This window comes from Ideonella sp. B508-1 (assembly GCF_000333615.1).
Lineage (GTDB): Bacteria > Pseudomonadota > Gammaproteobacteria > Burkholderiales > Burkholderiaceae_C > Ideonella.
Genome location: NZ_BADL01000271.1, coordinates 13,168 through 32,328 on the forward strand (window position 1 = coordinate 13,168; position 19,161 = coordinate 32,328).

The following is a 19,161-nucleotide window of genomic DNA, read 5'->3' on the forward strand; positions in this document are numbered from 1 at the left end:
GCTTGCGCTGGAGGGATCCGCCGGGGCCGCAGGCCACCGGCTTCCACCATCCCCCAGAGGACTTGAAGGAGACCGCCATGAATGCACCCCGCGACCTTCCCGTGACCCGCCTGGACGCCGCCGTGATCGGCGCCGGCGTGGCCGGCCTGTACCAGCTGCACCGCCTGCGCGAGATGGGCCTGAACGTGCGCGCCTACGAGACCGGCTCCGGTGTCGGCGGCACCTGGTACTGGAACCGCTACCCCGGTGCGCGCTTCGACTCGCAGGCCGAGATCTACCAGTACTGGTTCGACGAGGCCATGTACAAGGCCTGGCAGCCCAGCGAGCGCTTCCCGGCCCAGCCCGAGACCGAGCGCTGGCTCAACTGGGTGGCCGACCGCATGGACTTGAAGAAGGACATCCAGTTCGACACCCGCATCGACAGCGCGCATTTCAACGAGGCCACCCAGCGCTGGGACCTCACCACCCGCCAGGGCGAGCGCATCGACGCGCAGTACCTGGTGTGCTGCATGGGCATGCTCTCGGCCCCGCTGACCGACCGCTTCCCGGGTCAATCCAGCTTCCAGGGCCAGATCCTGCACACGGCGTTGTGGCCCCAGGAAGGCGTGGACCTGAAGGGCAAGCGCGTGGCCGTCATCGGCACCGGTGCCACCGGCATCCAGGTGATCCAGACCATCAAGGGCGAGGTCGGCGAGATGACGGTCTTCGTGCGCACGCCGCAGTACATCATCCCGATGCGCAACCCCAAGTACAGCGCGGCGGACTGGGCAGGCTGGGGCGAGCGCTTCCATGAACTCAAGCAGCGCGTGCGCAGCACCTTCGCCGGCTTCGACTACGACTTCGACGCACCGCCCTGGGACACGCTGACGCCGGCCGAGCGCGAGGCCGTGCTGGAACGGCTGTGGGACGACGGCTCGCTGTCGCTGTGGCTGTCGTCCTTCCCGGAGATGTTCTTCGACGAGGCGGTCAGCGAGGTGGTCTCCGAGTTCGTGCGCCGCAAGATGCGCGACCGCCTGCAACACGACCCGGCGCTGTGCGAGTTGCTGATCCCGACCGACTACGGCTTCGGCACCCACCGCGTGCCGCTGGAGAACGGCTACCTGGAGGCCTATCTGCAGGACAACGTGCACACGGTGAACTGCCGCCAGACGCCGATCGAACGCATCGTGCCCGAGGGCATCCAGACCGCCGACGGCACGGTCCATCCCTTCGACGTCATCATCATGGCCGTGGGCTTCGACGCCGGCTCCGGCGCGCTGACGCGGGTGGACATCCGCGGGCGCGGCGGCCGCTCGCTGAAGGAGGAATGGCAGCGCGAGATCCGCACCGCGATGGGCATGCAGATCCACGGCTATCCCAACCTGTTCAGCACCGCGTCGCCACTGGCCCCTACCGCCGCGCTGTGCAACATGACGACCTGCCTGCAGGCCCAGGTGGACTGGGTGACCGACTGCATCGCCTATGCCCGCGCGCAGGGCAAGACCGTGATCGAGCCGACGCGGGAATTCGAGGATGCGTGGGTGGCCCATCACGACGAGACTGCCAACCAGACCCTGGTGGTCAAGACCGACTCCTGGTACATGGGCTCCAACGTCGAGGGCAAGCCGCGCCGGCTGCTGTCTTACATCGGCGGCGTGGGCAACTACCACCGCCAGTGCGACGAGCAGGCCGCCCAGGGCTACCCCGGCTTCGCGATGCGCTGAGCGCAAGGAGACCTTCCACCATGACCCACCACACACTCCAGACCGCCCTGGACGGGCTGTTGCACCAGACCGTGCACCGCCACGGCGGCGTGCCCGGCGTCGTCGCAATGGTCACCGACCGCCTGACCGAGATCTATGCCGGCGCCGCCGGCGTGCGCGAGCTGGGCCAGGCCGCCCCGATGACGCTGGACACGGTGTTCGCGATCTTCTCGACCACCAAGGCGATGACCGCGACGCTGGCCCTGCAACTGATCGAGGAAGGCCGGCTGAACCTGGCCGACGCCGCCGGCGACCATGTGCCGGAGATCGACGCCCTGCAGGTGCTCGAGGGCTTCGATGCCGGCGGCCAGCCGCGCCTGCGCCCGCCCAAGCGGCGCATCACGGTCAACGACCTGCTGCTGCACACCTCGGGCCTGTGCTACGAGTTCTTCAGCGAGGACGACCTGAAGTTCCGCACCGCGCGCGACATCCCGACCATCGTCTCCAGCAGCTTCGAGTCGATCCGCACGGTGCTGCTGCACGAGCCGGGCGCCGCCTGGACCTATGGCGTCAACATCGACTGGCTCGGGCGCATCGTCGAGCGGCTGCGCGGCGCGCGCCTGGGCGAGGTGATGCGCCAGCGCTTGTTCGAGCCGCTGGGCATGGTCGACATCGGCTTCCAGATGAGCCCGTCGATGAAGACGCGGCGCGCGGTGATCCATGACCGCGCGGCCAGCGGCCAGCTCACGCCGCTGAGCGACTTCGTGCTGCCCGACCCGCCGCCGATGGACATGGGCGGCCACGGCCTCTATGCCACCGTCGGCGAGTACATGAAGTTCATCCGCATGATCCTCAACGGCGGCCTGGGCCCGCACGGCCGCGTGCTGAAGGCGGAAACGGTGGATGCGATGTCGGTGGACGGGCTGCGCGCGCTGGGCCTGTCGGTGGGCGGCTGGAGCACCTCGATCCCCGCGCTGTCCAACAGCGGGGACTTCTTCCCTGGCACGCCCAAGGGCTGGGGCTACAGCTTCCTGGTGAACCGGGAACGCACGCCTTCGGGCCGCACGCCGGGCTCGCTGATGTGGGCCGGGCTGGCCAACAGCTACTTCTGGATCGACCGCACGACGGGCATCGGCGGCTACTGGGCCACCCAGATCCTGCCCTTCCAGGACGCGGTGTCCTACCCGGGCTTCGTGGAGTTCGAGACCACGGTCTACCACCACCGCTGAAGGCGCGTGGCGGCTCCGGCCGCGTGCCGGGGCCGCCCTCGCCCTCCAGCAATCAGGCGCTCACTCGGCCGGGCCGATCGTCAGCGCGATGGTGCCCACACCGGCGATCGAGCCTTCCAGCACATCGCCGGCCACCACCGCGCCCACGCCCTCGGGCGTGCCGGTGTAGATCAGGTCGCCCGGCTGCAGGTGGTAGTACTGCGACAGGTGGGCGATGATGGCCGCCACCGGGTGCACCATCTGGTCGATGTTGGAGGACTGCTTGGTCTGGCCGTTGACCCGCAGTTCGATGGCGGCGCTGACCGGGTGGCCGATGGCGCTGGCCGGCGCGATGGGCGAGAGCACGGCGCCGTGCTCGAAATCCTTGCCCAGGTCCCAGGGGCGCTGCTTGTCCTTGGCGGCGTTCTGCAGGTCGCGCCGGGTCATGTCCAGGCCGCAGGCGTAGCCGTAGACGTGCTTGAGCGCCTCGCCCTCGGCGATGCGGAAGCCGGCCGTGCCGATGGCCACGACCAGCTCCATCTCGTGGTGCAGGTTCTTGGTGCCGGGGGCATAGGGCACGGTGCTGCCGCTGGGCACGTAGTGCTCGGAAGTCTTGTTGAAATAGAACGGCGCCTCGCGGTCGGCCACCGAGCCCATCTCCTTGGCATGGGCCTCGTAATTGCGGCCGACACAGAAGATGCGGCGGATCGGGAAGCCCTGCTCGCTGCCCTGGATGGGGGCAACGACGGGAGCGGGTGCGGGGAAGATCAGGGATGGCATGTGTGTGTCTTCTGCGGTGGCCAGGGAAAGCCCAACGGGACGCCGGGACGCCCATCGGCCCGGCACCGCGAGGATAGCCGCGCCGGCCGTCCGCGGCCTGTCGGCTGCGGGGAAGTCCCGAAGCGCCGCAGGGTGGCCGCGGCGGTGGCGGTGGCGGACGCTCAGCCCGCGGAAGATCCGTCTTCGTCCAGCGCCCGCAGCTTGCGGTAAAGGGTGCGCACACTGATGCCCAGGGCGGCGGCCAGGGCCTCGCGGCTGCCCTGATGGGCCTGCAACGCGGCGCGCAGGGCCTGGGCTTCGGTCTGGCGCAGCGACGCGCCCTGGCTCGGTGGCGCGGGCTGGGCGACGGGCCCCGGCGGCAGCGTGGGGGCCGACCGCCGCAGCAGGCCCACCGACAGCGCCCGGTCCACCGTCTCGGCGGTGATGTGGTCGCCGTCGGTCAGCAGCACCGCCCGCTCCAGCACATTGCGCAGCTCGCGCACATTGCCCGGGAAGGGGTGACGGGCCAGCTGCCGCACCGCCCCGGCGTCCAGGCTCAGCGGCCGGCCGGGGGTCAGGCGCTCCAGCAGGGCGCTGGCCAGCAACGGCAGGTCGCCCAGGCGCTCGCGCAGCGGCGGCAGGGCGATGGGAAAGGTGCAGAGCCGGTAGTAGAGGTCTTCTCGGAAACGGCCCTGGGCCACCATGGCGCCCAGGTCGCGGTGGGTGGCGCTGACCAGGCGCACATCGGCGTGGCGCAGCTCGGTGCTGCCCACCCGGCGGTAGGTGCCGCTCTCCAGCAGGCGCAGCAGCTTGACCTGCATGGCCAGCGGGATGTCGCCCACCTCGTCCAGGAACAGGGTGCCGCCGCTGGCCGCCTCCACCAGGCCCACATGGGCCATGTGGGCCCCGGTGAAGGCCCCTTTCTCGTGGCCGAAGAGCTCGCTCTCGAACAGGCTCTCGGGCAGGCTGGCGCAATCCACCACCACCCAGGGCTTGTTGGCGCGGGCGCTGGCCTCGTGCACCGCGCGGGCCACCAGCTCCTTGCCGGTGCCCGATTCGCCCAGCAGCAGCACGCTGGCTTCCGAGGGGGCGACGCGCGCCACCAGGCCCAGCATGTCGCGGAAGGCCGGCGCGCTGCCGATCAGGCCCTGGCGGGCCGGCTGGGCCCGCGCCAGCGGCAGCGCCTCCATCTTCTCGATGAAGAAGGCCGGCTCGCCCTGGGCGTCGCGCAGCGGCACCAGCTCGATGTTGACGTAGGCCTCGCCCCGCGGCGTGTGGTGCAGGTGCAGCACCCGCTCGCGCTGGCCGCTGCGGCGCGACAGGGCCAGCGGACAGCTCTCGCCAGCCTGGTCGCAGGGCACGCTGAAGTGGTGGGACACCTCGTAGCAGGTGCGCCCGATCACCGTGCCCCGCGGGGCGAAGGCCGCCCGGTAGGCCGCATTGGCCGCCACGATGCGGTACTGCCGGTCGAACAGGATGTGGGGCTCGGGCAGGCCCTCGATGAAGGACACCAGCTCGGCCGGCACGTCGAGGCGGGGGGCGGGGAGCGGAACAGGCGGATCGGTGCGCATGGCGGGAGCCACTGCCAAGACACTGACAACGACTGCCAGTCACTATGACACAACTGCCGTACTGGACAGCGGGCTGCACAGTCGCTTGCCAGCATCGGCAAGCAAAAACCATTCAAAACAAGCACTTGCAGAGGGTGACGCGCCGGGCACACATCTTGATACCTCAGCGGACATGAACGACAGGCCCCTCCTCCGCCACCTGAGCTGGATCGTGCTGCTCAAGCTCGTCCTGCTGACGGTGTTGTGGTGGGTGTTCTTCCGTCCTGTCCAGGTGCCCGTCCATCCCGACACGGCGGCCGCGCACATCGCCCCGGGCCCTGCCCCGGAGTCCCGCCCGACCGCCCCCCAAGGAGTCCGCCCGTGATCTCGGATCATCTCGTCGACCTGTCCCGGCTGCAATTCGCCGTGACAGCCCTCTACCACTTCCTCTTCGTGCCGCTGACGCTGGGCATGGTCTGGCTGCTCGTGATCATGGAGCTGGTCTACGTCATGACCGGCAAGCTGGTCTGGAAGGACATGACCCGCTTCTGGGGCAAGCTCTTCGGCATCAACTTCGCGCTGGGTGTCACCACCGGCATCACGATGGAGTTCCAGTTCGGCACCAACTGGGCCTACTACTCGCACTATGTGGGCGACATCTTCGGCGCCCCGCTGGCCATCGAAGGGCTGATGGCCTTCTTCCTGGAATCGACCTTCATCGGCCTGTTCTTCTTCGGCTGGGACCGCCTGTCCAAGACGCAGCACCTGCTGGTGACCGTGCTGATGGCGGTGGGCACCAACCTCTCGGCGCTGTGGATCCTGATCGCCAACGGCTGGATGCAGAACCCGGTGGGTGCCGAGTTCAACTGGCAGACCATGCGCATGGAAATGACGGACTTCTGGACCGTGGTCTTCAACCCGGACGCCCAGGCCAAGTTCGTGCACACCGTCTCGGCCGGCTATGTGACCGGCGCGATGTTCGTGCTGTCCATCAGCGCCTGGTACCTGCTGCGCGGCCGCGACGTGGAATTCGCCAAGCGCAGCTTCCGCGTGGCCGCCGCCTTCGGCCTGGCCAGCGTCTGCTCGGTGATCGTGCTGGGAGACGAGTCCGGCTACACCGTGGGCGAGGCCCAGCAGACCAAGATGGCCGCCATCGAGGCCATGTGGGAGACCGAGCCCGCCCCGGCCGGCCTGAAGCTGGTGGCCGGCATCAACGAGGCCGCCCAGAAGAACGACTGGGAGATCGAGATCCCCTACCTGATGGGCCTGATCGGCACCCGCTCGGTCAGCAAGACCATCCCCGGCATCCACGAGATCAAGCAGAAGAACCACGAGCGCATCGTCAACGGCATCCAGGCGGTGATCGCGCTGGAAACCCTGCGCGCCCACCACGACGACGTGGCCGCCCGCGTCACGCTGGACCGCTTCCAGGCCGATCTGGGCTTCGGCCTGCTGCTCAAGAAGTACGTGGCCGATGTGCGCCAGGCCACGCCGGCCATGATCGACCAGGCGGTCAACGACACCGTGCCGCACGTCACCCCGATGTTCTGGGCCTTCCGGCTGATGGTGGGCTTCGGCTTCGCGATGCTGCTGCTCTTCGCCCTGGCCTTCTGGAGCACGCTCAAGGGCCGCTGCGGCAAGCAGCGCTGGCTGCTGCGCGCCGCCCTGCTGATGCTGCCCATCCCCTGGCTGTCCTGCGAGCTGGGCTGGTTCGTGGCCGAGTACGGCCGCCAACCCTGGACCATCTACGGCGTGCTGCCCACCCACCTGTCGGTCTCCACGCTGAGCGTGGAGAGCCTGTACGGCTCGCTGGCCGGCTTCGTGGGCTTCTACACCGTGCTGCTGGTGGTGGAGATGTACCTGATGGTCAAGTTCGCCCGCCTGGGCCCGGGCAGCCTGGGCACCGGTCGGTACAACGAGCCCCCACACTCCCTGCCGGTCGTTGCCCCCCGAGGGGGCGCCGGCAGCGGACCGGCCGAGCCGGATCCACGCCGGACCTCGCTCAACAGCCATTGAAAGAACGACATGTTGGACTACCCCACCCTCAAGATCATCTGGTGGCTGCTGGTTGGCGTGCTGCTGGTCGGCTTCGCCATCATGGACGGCCATGACATGGGCGTCGGCACGCTGCTGCCCTTCGTCGGCAGGAACGACAACGAACGCCGCGTCGTGATCAACACCGTCGGCCCGCACTGGGACGGCAACCAGGTCTGGTTCATCACCGGCGGCGGCGCCATCTTCGCCGCCTGGCCGCTGGTCTACGCCACCGCCTTCAGCGGCTTCTACTGGGCCATGCTGGCGGTGCTGTGGGCCCTGTTCTTCCGCCCCGTGGGCTTCGACTACCGCAGCAAGATCCACAACGCCACCTGGCGCAGCACCTGGGACTGGGGCTTGTTCATCGGCGGCGCCGTGCCGCCGCTGATCTTCGGCGTGGCCTTCGGCAACCTGCTGCAGGGCGTGCCCTTCCACTTCGACAACTACCTGATCTCCACCTACACCGGCAGCTTCTGGGCCCTGCTCAACCCCTTCGCCCTGCTCAGCGGCGTGGTCAGCAGCGCGATGATCACGCTGCACGGGGCGGTGTACCTGTCGCACCGCACCGAAGGGGCCGTGCAGGCCCGGGCCCAGAACGCGGCCCTGGGCGCGGCGGTGGTGATGGTGCTGGCCTTCGTGGGCGCGGGCTTCTGGCTGCACAGCGGTGCCATCCCCGGCTACGCGATCAGTTCGGTCGTCGACCCGGCCGCCCTGCCCGACCCGCTGGCCAAGACGGTGGTGCGCAGCGCCGATGCCTGGTGGGCCAACTACGCCCGCTGGCCGGCGATGTGGGTCCTGCCGGTGCTGGGCATCCTCGGCGCGCTGGGCGCGGCCCTGCTCACCCGGGCCGGCGCCACGCTCAGCGCCTTCGTCGTGTCCGCGCTGGCCATCGCCGGCGTGATCGGCACCGCGGGCGGCGCGATGTTCCCCTTCGTCATGCCCTCGTCGACCGACCTGAACTCCAGCCTGACGGTGTGGGACAGCGTCTCCAGCCACCTGACGCTGAGCCTGATGTTCTTCGCCACGCTGATCTTCATGCCGATCATCGTCTTCTACACCGGCTGGGCCTACCGCGTGATGCGCGGCAAGGTGACCGTGGCCCACATCCAGGCCAACGAGCACACCGCCTACTGAGCCCGGCCCCTCAACACCGAAAGGACGACACCATGTGGTATTTCGCCTGGATCCTGGGCGTGGGCTTCGCGGTCCTGCTGGCCGTGATGAACGCGATGTGGGGCGAGAACGAGGAAGGCCGCGCCGCGGCCCGCCTGAGCGACGAGGGCGGCGTGTGAGCACCGCTCCTGAAGCACCAGAGGCTTCGGACGCACCGGACCCGGCCCGCCCGGGCCTGCACGGCCCCAGCCTGCTGCTGGGCGTGGCGCTGATGCTGGCCGGCTCTGTCTACCCGCCGCTGATGACCGACGCGCAAGGCCGGGCCGACCATGGCCTGGCCGCCCTGCTGCTGTGGGCCATGAGCGCGGGCCTGGTGCGCGGCGTGGGCTTCGTGCCACGTTTCTGGCTCTGGCGCGGGCTGTTTTCCGGCTGGAGCAGCCTGCTGGCCCTGCTGGCTTTCGCCTGGCTCAAGTTCCTGCGCTGAGTCCCCCGCCAGAATCGGCGCAGGAGACCCAGAGGGGAAGAGGGGGAGAGGACCATGCTGTTCCGCATGCTGCTGGACGAGGCCACCGGCACGGTGAGCTATCTGCTGACCCAGGCCGAAACGGGCGAGGCCGTGGTGATCGACCCCCGCGCCGCCGATGTGCCCGTCATCCGCGCCATGCTGACCGAGCAGCGCGCCCAGCTGCGCTGGGTGCTGCGCACCCATGCCCATGCCGCCCAGCACAGCCCGGCCGAACAGGTGGCGCTGGACCAGTTGGCGGCGCCCTGGGTGCAGCAGCGCCCGCCGGCCCAGCCCTTGCTGCCGCTGGGCGACGACTACATCGAGGTGCTGGCCACGCCCGGCCACACCGCGGATTGCCTGAGCTTTCGCTGGCGCGACCGGCTGTTCTGCGGCGACCTGCTGGCCGTCGACGGCTGCCACTACCAGACCCGCCCGGCCCAGCCCCAGTCGCTGTGGGACAGCGTGCACGAGGTCGTCTTCCGCCTGCCCGACGAGACCCTGCTGTTCGCCGGCTGCGCCCAGCGCGGCCGCATGGTGGCCACGGTGGGCGAGCAGCGCCGCTGGCACCCCTGGTTCGGCAACACCAGCCGCGACGCCTTCCTGACCCGGGTGGCCCGCCTGCCGGAAGGCCCCCGCGGCGGCCCGGCGTCGCACTGATCTGGATCGAATGTCACAAATACCCACTTGGGTATATTGAAGGCTTTGCGCCGACCTGGCGCCGGAGTCTTCATGAGCACCTTCGACCACACCGGCCTGATGCAGGACATCAACGCCCAGCTCGGCCCCTTCCGCCAGTCCCAGGCCGCCACCATGCGCGGCTTCAGCGCCCTGGCCCAGGGCGCCCTGGCCGAGGGCGCGCTCAGCGCCAAGCAGAAGGAACTGCTGGCCCTGGCCATCGGCGTGACCCAGCACTGCTCGGGCTGCATCGGCTTTCACGTCAAGGCCCTGGTGCGCCTGGGCGCCACCCGGGCCGAGGTGGAAGAGGCGCTGGGCGTGTGCGTCTACATGGGCGGCGGCCCGGCCCTGATGTACGCCGCCGAGGCCCTGAAGGCCTGGGAGGCGCTGGCCCAGCCCGAGCCCGCCGTCTGCTGAGCGGGCCTCAGGCGTCCACCGCCTCGGCCGGCTGGGCCAGGCAGTCCAGCCGGCAGGCCAGGCTCAGGACAGCCTGCAGCGTCGCCCGCTCGGCGTCGGCATCGTGGCCCGCCCCGAAGGCGGTGCCCGCCGTGCCGGCCACCGCCCCCTCCACCAGCACCCAGTGCTGGGTGGCGCGGCCCCGCCCCGTGCTCGATCGGCTGACCGCCCCCAGGCGCAGGCCCGGCGCCAGGGCCTGCGCCACCGCCTGCGGGAGGTCCGCGCCCTCACCCTCGCCGGCCCAGCGCTGCTCGCCCATGGCCAGCTGCAGCCGCACCTGCACCCTGCCCTGCGGCCCGGGCTGAACCTGCCAGGACGACAGCGTCACCGCGCCCTCGGCCCCCTGCGGGCTCAGGTAGTGGCGGCTGAACAGCTGCCACAAGGCGGCCGAGGTCACCTCGGCCTCGCTGGCGTCGGCATGGCGCTGCACCACCGCGCTGAACTCCACCTGCAGGCGCCGGGGCATCACCAGGCCGTGGTCGCGCTCCAGCAGGTAGGCGATGCCGCCCTTGCCCGACTGGCTGTTGACCCGGATGATCCCCTCGTAGCTGCGGCCGATGTCGGCCGGGTCGATGGGCAGGTAGGGCACGGCCCAGGGCGCGCCGGGGCGCTGCGCGGCCAGGCCCTTCTTGATCGCGTCCTGGTGCGAGCCCGAGAAGGCGGTGAACACCAGGTCGCCCGCATAGGGGTGGCGCGGGTGCACCGGCAGCGCGGTGCACTGCTCGGCCACCTGCACCAGGGCCGGCAGGTCCGACAGGTCCAGCCCCGGGTGCACGCCCTGGGTGTAGAGGTTGAGCGCCAGCGTCACCAGGTCCACATTGCCGCTGCGCTCGCCGTTGCCGAACAGGCAGCCCTCCACCCGCTGCGCGCCGGCCAGCAGGGCCAGCTCGGCACAGGCCACGCCGGTGCCGCGGTCGTTGTGCGGGTGCACCGACAACACCACATGCTCGCGCCGCGGCAGGTGACGGTCCATCCACTCGATCTGGTCGGCAAAGACATTGGGCGTGGCCACCTCCACCGTGGTCGGCAGGTTGATGATGACCGGGCGGCCCGGGCCCGCGTCCCAGGCGTCCAGCGCGGTGCAACAGGCCTGCAGCGACACCGGCAGCTCGGTCATGCAGAAGGTCTCGGGCGAGTATTGCAGCACCCATTCGGTCTCGGGCACCGCATCGGTCAGCCGGCGCAGGTGGCGCACATGGTGGTCCACCAGGTCCATCACCTCGGGCACCGAGAGGCCGAACACCACCTCGCGCCACAGCGGGGCGGTGGCGTTGTAGAGGTGGACGATGGCGCGGGGCGCGCCGCGCAGGGCCGCCACGGTGCGCTCGATCAGGTCTTCGCGCAGCTGGGTCATGACCATCAGGGTCACGCCCTCGGGCACGCGGTCTTCCTCGATCAGGCGGCGCACGGTGTCGAAGTCGGTCTGCGAGGCCGCCGGAAAGCCGACCTCGATCTCCCGGAAGCCGCAGGCCGCCAGGCGAGCGAAGAACATCAGCTTGCGCTCGACGTTCATCGGCTCGAACAGGGCCTGGTTGCCGTCGCGCAGGTCGGTGGACAGCCAGACGGGGGCCTGGGCGAGCTGGCCGATGTGGCGCGAAGGCCATTGGCGCTGCGGCAGGTCGATGGCGGGAAAGGGGCGGTACTTGGTGGCGGGCTGGTCGATCATCGTGATCCCGGGTTCGGCAGAAGAGGCTCAGGGCATGACCCTGCCCTCCCGGCCGCGGCCAGGGCCGCAGCAGGACAGGACGACAGGGTGTGGATGCGCGCAGCCCTCCCTCGCGCCCGTCAGGAGACGGGACGCTGGCAGGCCGGGATCAGGGGAGGGGTGGTGCGCCTGGGACCGGACGGTCCGTCAGCGGCGCGTGCACGCGAGCCGATCCCGGCCCAGCACTAGGCTGGACTCGCGGGATAGCAGGGTGCGCAAGGTCATGGGGCGCGACCTTAACCCGGCGGGCGGGGGCTCGTCAAACCTGGCGCGGGCGCCAGCGCCGCCTGGGGCGCGGCCGCCTCGGGCTGCCAGCCCCCGCCCAGCACCAGGAAGAGCTGAGCCTGGTCGTCGGCCAGGGCCGCCTCGCTGGCCGCCAGCTCGGCCTCGGCACTGGCCAGCGCGCGCTGAGCGTCCAACGCAGGCAGGTAGCCGGTGCGGCCGCTCTGGTACAGGCGCTGGGCCTGCTCGGCCACGGTGGCCTCCTGGGCCCGGGCGGCGCGCAGCGCGGCGCGGCGGTCCAGTTCGCGGGCGTAGGCGTTGAGCGCGGTTTCGGTCTCGCGCAGCGCGGTCAGCACGGTGCCGTCGAAGTGCGCCAGCGCGCCCGCGGTGCCGGCCTCGGCCTGGGCGATGCGGGCCTGCACCGCGCCGGTGTTGGGCAGGGTCCAGGAGATCAGCGGCCCCAGGCTCCAGCCCACGCTGTCCGAGCCCAGGATGTCGGTGGCCGGGCTGGCGCTTTGCACCGACAGGCCCAGGCGGATGTGCGGGTAGAGGTCGGCCGTGGCCACGCCGATGCGGGCGGTGGCCGCCGCGAGCTCGCGCTCGGCCTGGCGCACGTCGGGCCGGCGGCGCAGCAGGGCCGCGCCATCGCCCACCGGGATCAGGCCCTGGAGCTGCGGCGGCGTGTCGCAGTCGGCCGCCCCGCTCGGCAAGGCCTGGGGCAGCGCGCCGGTCAGCGTGGCCAGGCGGTAGAGCGCGCCCTGGCGACGTGCCTGCAGCGGCGGGATGGCGGCGCGCAGATGCTCCAGCTGGCCCTGGGCGCGGGCCACGTCGGTCACCCCCGTGCGCCCGGCCTGCTGCAGACGCCGGGTCAGCGTCACGGCCTCGTCCTGCAGCTGCACCGAGTGGCGGGCGCTGCGCAGCTGCAGCCCCAGGGCGCAGACCTCGGCATAGGCCCGCGTGGTGCCGGCGGCCACCTGCACCCGGGCCAGGTCGGTGGCGGCCTCAGCCGCTTCACGGCTGGCCTGCGCGGCCTCGGCCTGGCGCTGCAGCTGGCCGAACCAGTCCAGCGGCAGGGACACGGCCAGGCCCGCGGCGGTCTCCCATTCCGGCTTGGGCGTGTAGCCGGGCGCCAGGTAGTCCAGCCCCGACTTGTGCCCCATGACCACGCCCCCGTTGACTCCCACCGCCGGCTGCTGGGCGCCGGCCACCTCGGCCTCCAGCGCGCGCGCGCGGGCCAGGTTGGCCACGGCCTGGCGCAGGTCGGTGTTGTGGGCCAGGGCCTGCTGCACCAGGCCGTCCAGCCGCGGGTCCTCGTACAGCCGCCACCAGGCGGCCGGCAGGGGCTCGGGGCTGTAGAGCGCGGACGCCGCTTCGGCGAAGGGGGCGCTGGCAGCGGGCTGAGCGGCCAGGGCCTGGGGGGGCAGCTGGTAGTCGGGGCCGACCGGCGCGTGGCTGCAGCCGGCCAGCAGCAGAAGGGCCGCCACGCAAGAGCCGGGCACCAGAGAGCGCAGGCGCATGGTCGTCACTCCGCCTGGCGGGCCACGGGGGCCTGGGCGGTGCGGGTGGGGCCCGCAGCGGCAGCCCCCTCCTCCACCTGCACCGTCACCGTCTGCCCGGCCACCAGCCGGGTGCCGTCGGGCCAGGGCGTGTCCAGGCGCACCCGCACCGGCACCCGCTGGGCCAGGCGCACCCAGTTGAAGCTGGGGTTCACCGCGGGCAGCAGATTGGCGCTGGTGGCACGGTCATGGTCGGCAATGGCGGCGGCCACGCTTTCCACCGTGCCGTGCAGCGCGGTGCTGCTGCCCATGGGCGTCACCCGCACGGCCTGACCCAGGTGGATGCGCGGCAGCTTGGTTTCTTCGAAGTAGCCCTCGACGTAGAAGGAATGGGCATCCACCAGGGCCAGGGCGGGCCGGCCGGCGCTGACGTAGCCGCCCACGCGGATGTCCAGGTTGGTGACGGTGCCGTCGGTGGGGGCGCGCACCTCGGCACGCTGCAGGTTCAGGCGCGCGGCATCCACCGCCACCTTGGCCTGCTCCAGCGCCGCCGTGTTCTCCTCAACCCGGGCGCGGGCCTGCTCCTGCTGCTCCTGCGACACCAGGCTGCCCAGCCCGCTGTTGCGGTCGCGTTCGCGCCGGGCCTGGGCCAGCGCCACCTGACGCGCGGCCAGCGCGGCCTCGGCTTCGCGCAGGGCCAGCGCGTAGTGGGCGTGGTCCACCTCGAACAGCACGTCACCGGCATGAACGGGCTGGTTGTCCTGCACCGGCACGGCCGTCACCAGGCCGGACACATCCGGCGCCATCTGGACCACATTGGCCCGCACGCGGCCATCGCGCGTCCACGGGGCCAGCTCGTAGTGGTCCCACAGGCCGCGGCAGGCCCACAGGGCTGCCGCCACCATCAGCAGGGTCGTCGCCGGGCGCAGCAGCTGCCGGGCCCGTTCGCGGGTGAACAGAGGTTTCAAAGTCATCAACACCGTCTCACAGCAGGAATTGCGCGGTCAGCCGGTGCAGGCCGTAGAGCAGCACCAGGTAGAGCGCCATGTCGAACAGGGCCGGATGCCAGACCCAGCGGTAGACACCCACGGCCGCCAGCAGGCGGCGCAGGCCCCAGTTCAGCACCAGGGCCAGCAAGGCCAGGGCCATCAGCCAGGGCACGTACAGGCCCTCGAGATCGAATTCACCGGTCATGCGGCAGGCTCCTGGACAGGGGCGCCCAGCGTCCGAGGGGCTTGGGGAAACAGGTTGCGGCGCAGGCCCACCAGGGCGGTGACCAGGGCCGCGGGGTCGGCCGCATCCGCCGCCGGCCGCAGCGCGCGCAAAAGGGCCCGGTCCAGCGCGCGGCGCAAGACATCGGGCCAGGCGCTGGGGCCCTGGTCGGACCACTGACGGAAGCCCTGGGCGATGCCCGCCAGCAGCAGACGCGCCCCCGGGGCGCGGCCGGCGGCGCGCTGGGTCTGCAGCACCGCGATGTCGGCGCCCACGCGCAGCTCGCGCAGGGCCGCACGGGCGGCGTCGTCACGCTGCTGCGGCGCGGTCTGGGCAATGCGCGGTGCCAGCAGGCCGATGCGGTCGAGGCTGCGCACGGCGTGGCTGTCGTCGGGCACGGCCCGCCGCGCCGCGGCCTGTTCCGCCAGCTCACGCCAGGCGGCCCGGCGCAGGCGGCGCGCCACCACGTCGCTGCCCACCGAGCGCATGAGCTGATTGACCAGTGCGGCCACCGCGATGCCCATGAGCAGCGACAGATTGCTGTTGAAGAAGTAGGGGAAGTCCAGCGTGGCGGTGTCCCCCAGCGCCAGCGAGCCGGCCACACCCATGATCATGGCCATGCCGGAGCCGGCAGTGGCCGGCCGCGCCGCCAGGCAGCCCAGGCCGACGAAGGCCGGCGCGCAGACCAGCACCAGCATGCCGAAATCGTGCGCCAGCGGCAGCAGCACCAGCACGTACACCGCCCCGATGGGCATGGACCAGGCTGTGGCCTTCAGGAAGCTGGAGATGGCCGGCACCGGGTCGTCCATCGACGCGAAGAAGCAGCAGAAGATGGCCGACATCATGGCCGCCACCGAACCCGAGGGCCAGGCGGTCTGGATCCACACCAGGCTGCAAAAGCCCACCGCCACCACGGCGGCCAGCGCCGACAGCAGGGCCATGCCATGGTCGCGGTGCAGCACCCGGGCCCCCAGCGTGGGGCGCCGCGCCACGGCCGGCGCGGCACCGGTCAGGCCGGTGTCGATCTCGGCGCGCAGGGCCCCGCAGGCCTGCCAGCCCCGCAGCAGTTCGCCCAGCCGGGTGGCCAGGCTGATGCGCAGGGCCCGCGGCCAGTCGGCGTGGGTCGGGTCACGGCCCAGGCTGTCAAGCAACCCCTGCAGCCAGGGCAGCGCGGCCGCCTGGTCGGCCGGCGGCAGCGCCAGCCATTCGCCCAGGGCGTCGAGCACCACCACCACGTCCGGGGCGATCCGGCCCTCCACCTCTTCAAGTGCCTGCAGCCGGTCTTCGGCGGCCGACAGGGCCGGGGTCAGGCCGGCCAGGCGGTCCTGCATCTCGCGCAGGGCCCCCTCGGTCCAGCGCAGGTGACCGGTGTCGAAGGGCACATGGGTGGAGAGGATGCGCAGCTGGGTGATGTCGGCGGCCAGGCGCTGGCGGTCGGCCGCCAGCGTGGCGCCGCCCGCGTCCGCCCGGTGGGCCCGCGCGGCCAGGTCCGACAGCCAGGTGCGGGCATGGCCCAGGCTGCGGTCCAGCAGGCCCAGCAGCGGGCCGCTCATGCCCACGGGCAGCACCAGGCTGTGGACCAGGCTGGCGCAGAGGATGCCCACCCCGATCTCCTCGACCCGGGCCAGCGCGTTGTCGAACAGCTGCTCGGGCTGGTCCACCGAGGGGAAACCCACCATGGCCGCGGTGTAGCCGGCCAGCATGAAGACGTAGGAGCGGGGTGTGCGGTCCTGCAGCGAGATGAACAGGCACAGGCCCACCCACAGCGCCAGTGCCAGGGACAGCAGGGCCGGCGCATGGGCCAGCGTGGGCACCAGGGCCACCGAGGCCGCCGCGCCGAGAAAGGTGCCGCCGAAGCGGTACACCGCCTTGGAGCGCACGGCACCGGCCAGGGGATTGGCCACGACGTAGGCGGTCATCATGGCCCAGAAAGGGCGCGGCAGACCGGCCTTCAGGGCCACGTACAGCGCCAGCATGGACGCGGCAAAGCACTTGAGCGAGTACAGCCACTCGCTGCGGGTGGGCCAGTTCACAGGTGCGGTCCTCGGGCTCGAGTCAGCCACGTGCGGCGGCCTTGGGCAACTCGGCCACGCCGGCCTCCAGGCGCAGCAACACCCGCAGGGCCGCCCGCAGGTCCTCGTCCGGCAGGCCCTGAAGCAGCTCGCGCCGCATCACGTTGAGGGCCTGCTCCACCCGGGCCACCTGCTGCTGGCCCAGGGGCGTCAGGCTGAGCACCTTGGCGCGGCGGTCGTGCGGGTCTTCATGGCGCACCACCACGCCGGCCGCCACCAGCTGGTCGATCACCCGCACCAGGGAGGCCGGCTCCAGGCCCACGGCCTCGGCCACGGCACCGGGACGGGCGCTTTCGCCCATGCGGCCGATCATCACCGCCGGCCAGGCCATGGCATGCGAGAGCCCGTAGGTGTTGCTGACCTCGTCCGCCGCCGCGCGGAAGCTGCGTGCCACACGGGTCAGCGTGGTGGTCAGGTGCATCAGGGTGGCGTCGTCGAGCATGGGGGGCCTCGTTTGCTTTGTCAGCAAATAGTTTGCAAAGCAAATTATTTGCTGAATCAAATGTCGACTGGGCCACAGGGCCATTGCCCCGGCCGGCCGGGGCGTTCAGCCGCGCCCGGGGATCGCGTCCGGGCCCAGGGCCGCGGTGAGCAGTTCCAGCTCGTTGGTGATGTCGGCCTGGCGCAGCCGGGCCCAGCGGCGGCGCAACTCGGCGGCCAGCTCGTCCAGATGGTCCTGGGCGCGCTGCATCTGGGCCAGGCGGGCGTGGTTCTCCTGCACCAGCGAGGTTTCCAGCGCGGCCCGCAGCTGCACCCGCACCGTTTGGTGCAGCACCGCGGCCATCAGCACCGGCCGGGGCAGACCCAGGCGGATCGGCGCCTGGCGGGGGGGCGGGGAGGATGCCCACGAGACAGACATCGCCGTCGGCGCCGCCGCGCCCGCGTCCGACCAAGGCTGAGGCGCCCCTGGCGACGGCAGCAGGCGCTGGGCCCGCAAGCCGGCGGGCCCCGTGGAGAGCAGCCAGACCGCGGGCCGCGGCCCGCCCTGGGGCGCCGTTGCGCCGGCCACCGCCTCGGTGGCGGCCTGCAGCCAGGCGGCGAGCGCCGGCTCGGCCTCGTCCAGCGCGCCGCAGCCGGGCAGCACGCGAGGCGGGTTCTGACCGGTCCCGGCCGGCCGGTTGGCCAGCCAGGCGTCCGCCAGGCGTTGCCCGGCCAGCCACAGGGTCTGGCCGGGCAAGGCCTGCAGCGTGGAGACCGCATCGGCCAGGTGGGCGTTGAAGGCGCCGCAGAAGCCGCGCTCGGCCCCGATGACCAGCCAGATGCGGTCCTCGGCCCCGCCGCCTTCGGGGCGCGCCGTGGGGTCGGCCAACTCAAGCCAGGCGGCCTCCAGCGTGGTCTGGGCCTCGGCCAGCGCCGGCTGGGAACGCTGCAGGCGCTGCAGCTCGGCCAGGGCCAGGTTCTTCATGGCCTGCACGATCTGCCGCAGGTCGGCCAGCAGCGTGGCCCGCTCGCGCAGTTGCAGCTGTGCAGTCATGCCGGCTCAGGCCCCCAGCGCCGCCTGCACGGCGGCCACCCAGTCGCCCCGGGGCGCGTCCAGTGCCGGGGCACTGGCGGCCATGGCAGTCAGGGCTGCCAGCGCCTGCCGCAGGGCTTCACCCTGCAAGCCCTCCAGTCGGCCTTCGTTGAGGGCCACCAGCCAGGCCAGGGTGACGGCGGCCGAGCGGGTGGCCAGGCGGGCCTGGCGGAACAGGGCCTGCAGCAGGTGGCCGCGCGCGACGCGGGCCTGCATGCCTTCGTCCAGCCGCGTGCCGAAGCGGGTGAACAGCTCCAGTTCCAGGAACTGCAGGTAATCGAGCCGCAGGCGCTTGCATTCGCGGGCGATGGCCGGGTGCTGGGCCTTGCCACCGATGCGCGAGACCGAGGTGCCCACGTCGATGGCCGGGAACATACCCGCGGCCGTGAGCTTGGTGCTGAGGTAGACCTGCCCGTCGGTGATGGAGATCAGGTTGGTGGGGATGTAGCTGGCCACCTCGCCCAGTTGCGTGGGCACGATGGGCAGGGCCGTCATGCTGCCGCCGCCCAGCGCGGCGCTGAGCTGGGTGGAGCGCTCCAGCAGGCGCGAGTGCAGGTAGAAGATGTCGCCGGGGTAGGCCTCGCGCCCGGGCGGGCGGCGCAGCAGCAGGGACAGTTCGCGGTAGGCCTGGGCGTGCTTGCCCAGGTCGTCGTAGACGATGAGCGTGTCGTGGCCGGCATGCATCCAGTGCTCGGCCAGGGCGCAGCCGGCAAAGGGCGCCAGGTACTGCAGGCCCGGCAGGGTGCCGGCCTCGGCCACCACCACGGTGGTGTGGGCCAGGGCGTCGTGTGCGGCCAGCAGGCGCAGGGTTTCGGCCACCTCGGCCCGGCGCTGGCCGATCAGCACCAGGATGCAGCGCACGCCCTGGTCGCGCTGGTGGATCACCGCGTCCAGCGCCAGCGCGCTCTTGCCGGTGCCGTCATCGCCGATCAGCAGCTCGCGCTGGCCGCGGCCGATGG

Annotated in this window: 19 protein-coding genes; 9 read left to right on the plus strand and 10 right to left on the minus strand. The window is 71.6% G+C overall.

The genetic code is table 11. The features are described 5' to 3' along the window. Window positions 1-77: 77 nt before the first annotated feature. Window positions 78-1,703, plus strand: coding sequence for an NAD(P)/FAD-dependent oxidoreductase (locus tag I73_RS11375; protein WP_022980725.1), 1,626 nt, complete (start codon window positions 78-80; stop codon window positions 1,701-1,703). A 20-nt stretch (window positions 1,704-1,723) separates the two neighbouring features. Next, complete coding sequence (locus I73_RS11380; RefSeq protein ID WP_022980726.1) at window positions 1,724-2,911, plus strand: serine hydrolase; 1,188 nt, start codon at window positions 1,724-1,726, stop codon at window positions 2,909-2,911. A gap of 60 nt (window positions 2,912-2,971) precedes the next feature. Here I73_RS11380 and I73_RS11385 read toward each other — a convergent pair whose 3' ends face one another. Together I73_RS11385 and I73_RS11390 are read right to left on the minus strand one after the other, a co-directional pair. Beyond that, window positions 2,972-3,670, minus strand: coding sequence for a fumarylacetoacetate hydrolase family protein (locus tag I73_RS11385; RefSeq protein WP_022980727.1), 699 nt, complete (start codon window positions 3,668-3,670; stop codon window positions 2,972-2,974). 161 nt (window positions 3,671-3,831) lie between these two features. Further along, a complete protein-coding gene (locus I73_RS11390; RefSeq protein WP_022980728.1) occupies window positions 3,832-5,220 on the minus strand; it encodes a sigma-54-dependent Fis family transcriptional regulator in 1,389 nt (462 codons plus the stop codon). 172 nt (window positions 5,221-5,392) lie between these two features. Here I73_RS11390 and cydP point away from each other — a divergent pair, with 172 nt between their 5' ends. The 7 genes from cydP (at window position 5,393) to I73_RS11425 (ending at window position 9,943) form a co-directional block, all read left to right on the plus strand. Further along, a complete protein-coding gene (gene cydP / locus I73_RS11395) occupies window positions 5,393-5,584 on the plus strand; it encodes a cytochrome oxidase putative small subunit CydP (RefSeq protein ID WP_022980729.1) in 192 nt (63 codons plus the stop codon). Continuing rightward, a complete protein-coding gene (locus tag I73_RS27455) occupies window positions 5,581-7,215 on the plus strand; it encodes a cytochrome ubiquinol oxidase subunit I (RefSeq protein ID WP_022980730.1) in 1,635 nt (544 codons plus the stop codon). The genes cydP and I73_RS27455 overlap by 4 nt, the downstream gene beginning before the upstream one ends. Before the next feature lie 9 nt (window positions 7,216-7,224). Next, a complete protein-coding gene (gene cydB / locus I73_RS11405) occupies window positions 7,225-8,367 on the plus strand; it encodes a cytochrome d ubiquinol oxidase subunit II (protein WP_022980731.1) in 1,143 nt (380 codons plus the stop codon). A gap of 32 nt (window positions 8,368-8,399) precedes the next feature. Then, window positions 8,400-8,525: a cytochrome bd-I oxidase subunit CydX gene (gene cydX, locus I73_RS31615; RefSeq protein ID WP_022980732.1), complete on the plus strand. Its 126-nt coding sequence runs from the start codon at window positions 8,400-8,402 to the stop codon at window positions 8,523-8,525. Continuing rightward, window positions 8,522-8,830: a cyd operon YbgE family protein gene (locus I73_RS11415; protein WP_022980733.1), complete on the plus strand. Its 309-nt coding sequence runs from the start codon at window positions 8,522-8,524 to the stop codon at window positions 8,828-8,830. Before cydX ends, I73_RS11415 begins: the two co-directional genes overlap by 4 nt. A gap of 54 nt (window positions 8,831-8,884) precedes the next feature. Then, window positions 8,885-9,508 carry an MBL fold metallo-hydrolase gene (locus I73_RS11420; RefSeq protein WP_022980734.1) on the plus strand — a complete coding sequence of 208 codons (624 nt, stop codon included), beginning with the start codon at window positions 8,885-8,887 and terminating at the stop codon, window positions 9,506-9,508. A 72-nt stretch (window positions 9,509-9,580) separates the two neighbouring features. After that, window positions 9,581-9,943 (plus strand): carboxymuconolactone decarboxylase family protein, encoded by a 363-nt coding sequence (locus I73_RS11425; protein ID WP_022980735.1) that lies wholly within the window; start codon window positions 9,581-9,583, stop codon window positions 9,941-9,943. 7 nt (window positions 9,944-9,950) lie between these two features. Here I73_RS11425 and I73_RS11430 read toward each other — a convergent pair whose 3' ends face one another. The 8 genes from I73_RS11430 to I73_RS27460 form a co-directional block, all read right to left on the minus strand. Next, a complete protein-coding gene (locus I73_RS11430) occupies window positions 9,951-11,648 on the minus strand; it encodes a 2-isopropylmalate synthase (protein WP_022980736.1) in 1,698 nt (565 codons plus the stop codon). Window positions 11,649-11,923: 275 nt separating this feature from the next. After that, entirely contained in the window at window positions 11,924-13,426 is a 1,503-nt protein-coding gene (locus tag I73_RS11435) for a TolC family protein (RefSeq protein WP_022980737.1), read from the minus strand. A gap of 5 nt (window positions 13,427-13,431) precedes the next feature. Further along, entirely contained in the window at window positions 13,432-14,379 is a 948-nt protein-coding gene (locus I73_RS11440; protein ID WP_051049177.1) for an efflux RND transporter periplasmic adaptor subunit, read from the minus strand. Between the two features lie 10 nt (window positions 14,380-14,389). Next, on the minus strand, window positions 14,390-14,599 hold the full coding sequence (locus tag I73_RS11445) for a DUF1656 domain-containing protein (RefSeq protein ID WP_022980739.1): 210 nt from the start codon (window positions 14,597-14,599) through the stop codon (window positions 14,390-14,392). Then, window positions 14,596-16,650 (minus strand): FUSC family protein, encoded by a 2,055-nt coding sequence (locus tag I73_RS11450; protein WP_022980740.1) that lies wholly within the window; start codon window positions 16,648-16,650, stop codon window positions 14,596-14,598. Before I73_RS11450 ends, I73_RS11445 begins: the two co-directional genes overlap by 4 nt. A gap of 22 nt (window positions 16,651-16,672) precedes the next feature. Further along, complete coding sequence (locus I73_RS11455; protein WP_022980741.1) at window positions 16,673-17,131, minus strand: MarR family winged helix-turn-helix transcriptional regulator; 459 nt, start codon at window positions 17,129-17,131, stop codon at window positions 16,673-16,675. A gap of 105 nt (window positions 17,132-17,236) precedes the next feature. Then, window positions 17,237-18,163: a F0F1 ATP synthase subunit gamma gene (locus I73_RS11460; protein WP_022980742.1), complete on the minus strand. Its 927-nt coding sequence runs from the start codon at window positions 18,161-18,163 to the stop codon at window positions 17,237-17,239. 6 nt (window positions 18,164-18,169) lie between these two features. Further along, the coding region (locus I73_RS27460; protein WP_040500265.1) for an ATP F0F1 synthase subunit alpha at window positions 18,170-19,161 on the minus strand (992 nt) is incomplete at its 5' end.

Bases quoted from the DNA above. Each gene is read 5' to 3' on its own strand.
- I73_RS11375 (WP_022980725.1), top strand. From the start codon at position 78: ATGAATGCACCCCGCGACCTTCCCGTGACCCGCCTGGACGCCGCCGTG.
- I73_RS11380 (WP_022980726.1), top strand. From the start codon at position 1,724: ATGACCCACCACACACTCCAGACCGCCCTGGACGGGCTGTTGCACCAG.
- I73_RS11385 (WP_022980727.1), bottom strand. From the start codon at position 3,670: ATGCCATCCCTGATCTTCCCCGCACCCGCTCCCGTCGTTGCCCCCATC.
- I73_RS11390 (WP_022980728.1), bottom strand. From the start codon at position 5,220: ATGCGCACCGATCCGCCTGTTCCGCTCCCCGCCCCCCGCCTCGACGTG.
- cydP (WP_022980729.1), top strand. From the start codon at position 5,393: ATGAACGACAGGCCCCTCCTCCGCCACCTGAGCTGGATCGTGCTGCTC.
- cydB (WP_022980731.1), top strand. From the start codon at position 7,225: ATGTTGGACTACCCCACCCTCAAGATCATCTGGTGGCTGCTGGTTGGC.
- cydX (WP_022980732.1), top strand. From the start codon at position 8,400: ATGTGGTATTTCGCCTGGATCCTGGGCGTGGGCTTCGCGGTCCTGCTG.
- I73_RS11420 (WP_022980734.1), top strand. From the start codon at position 8,885: ATGCTGTTCCGCATGCTGCTGGACGAGGCCACCGGCACGGTGAGCTAT.
- I73_RS11425 (WP_022980735.1), top strand. From the start codon at position 9,581: ATGAGCACCTTCGACCACACCGGCCTGATGCAGGACATCAACGCCCAG.
- I73_RS11430 (WP_022980736.1), bottom strand. From the start codon at position 11,648: ATGATCGACCAGCCCGCCACCAAGTACCGCCCCTTTCCCGCCATCGAC.
- I73_RS11435 (WP_022980737.1), bottom strand. From the start codon at position 13,426: ATGCGCCTGCGCTCTCTGGTGCCCGGCTCTTGCGTGGCGGCCCTTCTG.
- I73_RS11440 (WP_051049177.1), bottom strand. From the start codon at position 14,379: ATGACTTTGAAACCTCTGTTCACCCGCGAACGGGCCCGGCAGCTGCTG.
- I73_RS11445 (WP_022980739.1), bottom strand. From the start codon at position 14,599: ATGACCGGTGAATTCGATCTCGAGGGCCTGTACGTGCCCTGGCTGATG.
- I73_RS11455 (WP_022980741.1), bottom strand. From the start codon at position 17,131: ATGCTCGACGACGCCACCCTGATGCACCTGACCACCACGCTGACCCGT.
- I73_RS11460 (WP_022980742.1), bottom strand. From the start codon at position 18,163: ATGACTGCACAGCTGCAACTGCGCGAGCGGGCCACGCTGCTGGCCGAC.